Raw genomic sequence first — 3,667 nt, forward strand, 5'->3', positions numbered from 1 at the left:
GATAACGTCAGAGCCACTTCAATCCTGAAGGAAATTAAGGTAAACAAATACTGGGTAGACCTTTACGATCAGGTAAATGCTGCGATTGACGACAGCGCTGTACTGAACGATTTTTTCAAAGAAGGAGAAGCAACGGAAGAAGAGGTGGAACAGGCGTACAATGCTGCAGTAGTAGCACTGGACGACCTGGAATTTAAATCTACTCTCAATCAGCCGGAAGATGAAATGCCTGCTGTATTAACCATTAACTCCGGTGCAGGCGGCACGGAAAGCCAGGACTGGGCTGAAATGCTGCTGCGTATGTATCGCATGTATGGCGAAAAGCAGGGGTGGAAAGTATCAGAAATTGATACACAATATGGTGATGGCGCAGGGATCAAATCCGCAACGCTGGAATTTGACGGTGACTTTGCCTATGGCCACCTGAAAGCGGAAAGCGGTGTACACCGCCTGGTCCGTATTTCACCTTTCGATTCCAATGCCCGCAGGCATACCTCTTTCGCCTCCGTATATGTATATCCGTTAGTAGACAATACTATCGAGATTGCTGTAAATCCTGCCGACCTTGAATGGGAATTTTACCGTTCAGGAGGTAAGGGCGGACAGAACGTAAACAAGGTGGAAACAGCCGTACGCCTGAAGCATATTCCTTCCGGTATCATCATCGAATGCCAGCAGGCGCGTACACAGGGAGAGAACCGCGAAAAGGCGCTCACCATGCTGAAATCACGCCTGTATGAAGAAGAGATCCGCAAACGCGAAGAGCTGAAAAATGCAGCCAACGCCAACAAACGCAAAATTGAGTGGGGATCGCAGATCCGGTCATACGTGTTCCATCCGTACAAGATGATCAAAGATCACCGCACCGATTTTGAAGTAGGTAACGTAGGCCCTGTAATGGACGGCGACCTGAACGGATTTGTGAAAGCATACCTGATGATGCAGAAGGAAGAGGACAATAATTAATAAGTATCTACTAATTATTAATAAGCGCGTAGGCGTTGTATCATGTAATTTTGCTGCGGAAACAATACTCGTAGTCATTTGTTTATTTGATTGTTTGCAGGCCTCCAGGCTTACAAATGATCAAATAAACAAATATAAAAATTAGGATACAATGAATACAGGATACTTTGAGTACGCAGCGCCTGCTAATGAGCCTGTGTTATCTTATGCACCCGGTTCTGCTGAGAGGATTGCATTAAAGAAACAATTAGCCGCCTACAAAAGCGAAGTTGCAGATATACCCATGTATATCGGTGGTAAGGAAATCCGCACCGGAAAAACCGTTGATCTGCGCCCTCCCCACGAAATCAAACACAAACTCGGCCACTTCCATATGGGTGACGCCTCTCACGTGAAATCCGCCATCGCTGCGGCACTGGAAGCACGTGAAAAATGGGCCAATACGGACTGGGAACAACGCGCCGGCATCTTCCTCCGCGCCGCTGAACTCCTGGCCACCAAATACCGCTATCATATCAATGCCGCTACCATGCTGGGCCAGAGCAAGAACCCCTTCCAGGCCGAAATTGACAGCGCATGCGAACTGATCGACTTTCTCCGCTATAACGTACACTTCCTGAGCGAAATTTACCGGCAGCAACCAGTAAGCGCGCCAGGTATCCACAACAGGGTAGAATATAGACCCCTGGAAGGTTTTGTGCTCGCTGTTACACCTTTCAACTTCACCGCTATTGCCGGTAACCTGCCCACTTCCGCTGCCATGTGCGGCAACGTGGTGGTATGGAAACCCGCCAATACACAAGTGTTTGCCGCACAGGTGATCATGAAGGTGCTGATAGAAGCCGGCCTGCCCGGTGGCGTTATCAACCTCGTATATGCCAGCGGCCCCGTTATAGGCGACGTTTGCTTTGCAGATCCTCACTTCGCAGGTATCCACTTTACCGGCTCTACCGGCGTATTCCAGACCATGTGGAAAACTATCGGCGAAAATATCCATAAGTACAAAACATACCCGCGCATTGTAGGCGAAACAGGTGGTAAAGACTTCGTGCTGATCCACAAATCCGCCGATGTAGATATTGCCGTTACCGCACTGGCCCGCGGCGCATTCGAATACCAGGGCCAGAAATGCTCTGCCGCTTCCCGCGCATACTTACCAGACAATCTTGCTGATGACATAAAATCCAAATTAGTTGCTGAACTGAAAACCATGAAAATGGGATCCACTGAAGATTTCAGCAACTTCATCAATGCAGTGATCGATGAACGCTCTTTCGATAAGATCGCACAGTACATCGACAATGCAAAGAAAGACCCCGCTGTAAAGATCATTGCAGGCGGTAACTACAACAAGGCTGAAGGTTACTTTATCGAACCAACCGTGATCGAAACCTCCGATCCGAAATACATCACCATGTGTGAGGAAATTTTCGGCCCGGTGTTAACGATCCACGTGTATGACGCTGAGAAATTTGAAGAAATCATGCAGGTGGTAGACAGTACTTCCGAGTACGCTTTAACCGGCGCGGTAATTGCGCAGGACCGCTATGCGGTGGAACTGGCCACCCGCACACTGGTAAACAGCGCCGGTAATTTCTACATCAACGACAAACCAACCGGCGCGGTAGTAGGACAGCAGCCATTTGGTGGCGCCCGCGCTTCTGGCACCAACGATAAAGCAGGTTCCATGCTGAACCTCTACCGCTGGTTAAGCGCCAGGAGCATCAAGGAAACCTTTGTACCGGCTACCGATTACCGTTACCCATTCCTGAAAGAGGCTTAGTAAATGTTCATGATTTATATGCAGGCGGTGGATCTATATCCATCGCCTTTTTTGTACCTTGCACCCTCATTCAGTATCCAGGAATTATGCAGGCAGATATCTTAACAAAATACTTCTCAGTACCTCACGAGCATTACCGCGTAGCAGATCTCGAACAATTACTTATTGCCGATGGAACCCCGCAACCGGAAGCCAGTGTAGCCGCTGCCCGCGCTTTTGATGAATATTTCAGGAAACAACTGCGTAAAAAAGGCGTTAAAGCCGCTATTTTCTTCGGGATAGGGCTCATTGCACTGCTCCGTGTTATTACCCTTACCAACCGGGAGGAGGGGAGCTTTATGCAGGTATCCTTCTCGCTGGCGTTAGTGGCATTTACAATAGTACTTGGGATCATTTGGGGCATGCAGCTGTTTGCACTGAAAGAAGAGATTTCGACGTTTAAAGATATGAGGAAGTTGTAATTGCAAACATAAAATACCCGCTGCTGATCTCTCTTCAACAGCGGGTGAACAAATTTATCCAGCTTCTCCTTTACTGCATCTTCTGCAACGCTGCCAGCGACTCTGTTACATGCTTTTCTCCATCGCGCAGCGAATTAAACTCATGCACAATCACCCCGTTCTTATCTACTATATAAGTAACCCGCCCTGGTATCATAAAGGTTTTAGGCACGCCAAATAATTTACGTACTTCATTTTTAGTATCGCTGAGCAGTGTAAACGGCAAGTTGTGATGCGTGGCAAAGCTGCGGTGCGACGCCACGTTATCAGCACTGATACCAATCACTTTGGCGCCGTATTTCTGAAAATCCTGGTAAGAATCGCGGAAAGAACATGCTTCCCTGGTACATACACTGGTTTCATCTTTCGGATAAAAGTAAATGACCAGTGGTTGCTTTCCCAGCACCGTATTAATATC

Annotated in this window: 4 protein-coding genes; 3 read left to right on the forward strand and 1 reads right to left on the reverse strand. The window is 48.0% G+C overall.

Annotated elements, in window-relative coordinates; translation table 11 throughout:
* The 3 genes from prfB to VN105_RS05000 form a co-directional block, all read left to right on the forward strand.
* Positions 1-966: peptide chain release factor 2 (gene prfB, locus VN105_RS04990; RefSeq protein WP_325638535.1), on the forward strand; the 966-nt coding region annotated here is incomplete at its 5' end.
* Between the two features lie 151 nt (positions 967-1,117).
* Entirely contained in the window at positions 1,118-2,749 is a 1,632-nt protein-coding gene (gene pruA / locus VN105_RS04995; RefSeq protein WP_325638536.1) for an L-glutamate gamma-semialdehyde dehydrogenase, read from the forward strand.
* An 86-nt stretch (positions 2,750-2,835) separates the two neighbouring features.
* Complete coding sequence (locus tag VN105_RS05000; RefSeq protein WP_325638537.1) at positions 2,836-3,210, forward strand: hypothetical protein; 375 nt, start codon at positions 2,836-2,838, stop codon at positions 3,208-3,210.
* 70 nt (positions 3,211-3,280) lie between these two features.
* Here the strand turns inward: VN105_RS05000 and VN105_RS05005 are convergent.
* On the reverse strand, positions 3,281-3,667 hold a 387-nt coding region (locus VN105_RS05005; RefSeq protein WP_325638539.1), incomplete at its 5' end, for a peroxiredoxin.

The organism is Chitinophaga sp., from assembly GCF_035564935.1.
GTDB lineage: Bacteria > Bacteroidota > Bacteroidia > Chitinophagales > Chitinophagaceae > Chitinophaga.

Bases quoted from the DNA above. Each gene is read 5' to 3' on its own strand.
- pruA (WP_325638536.1), top strand. From the start codon at position 1,118: ATGAATACAGGATACTTTGAGTACGCAGCGCCTGCTAATGAGCCTGTG.
- VN105_RS05000 (WP_325638537.1), top strand. From the start codon at position 2,836: ATGCAGGCAGATATCTTAACAAAATACTTCTCAGTACCTCACGAGCAT.